1 protein-coding gene is annotated in these 292 nt (G+C 64.7%); it reads left to right on the top strand.

The window, feature by feature from the left end:
* Window positions 1-5: 5 nt before the first annotated feature.
* Window positions 6-292: TrbC/VirB2 family protein (locus tag EN862_RS35675; protein WP_135913342.1), on the top strand; the 287-nt coding region annotated here is incomplete at its 3' end.

The raw sequence follows: 292 nt of genomic DNA, 5'->3' as shown, positions 1-292 counted from the left end.
GTGCGGTGCTCCCGCTGGCCACTGCGACTGGTGCGGTCGCTGCCATGATGATCGCGCCCGCTCGCGCGGCCGGTTCTTCCATGCCGTGGGAGCAGCCGCTCCAACAAATCCTCGAATCCGTCGAGGGGCCAGTCGCCAAGATCGTGGCGGTGATCATCATCATCGTCACCGGCCTGTCGCTCGCCTTCGGCGACACCTCGGGCGGATTTCGCCGGCTGATCCAGATCGTCTTCGGCCTTTCGATCGCCTTCGCGGCGAGTTCGTTCTTCCTGTCGTTTTTCTCCTTCGGCGG

Source organism: Mesorhizobium sp. M2E.F.Ca.ET.219.01.1.1, from assembly GCF_004016445.2.
Classification (GTDB): Bacteria; Pseudomonadota; Alphaproteobacteria; order Rhizobiales; family Rhizobiaceae; genus Mesorhizobium.
The sequence above is the reverse complement of the archived record's forward strand: the minus strand, read 5'-3'. Positions and strand labels throughout refer to the sequence as shown.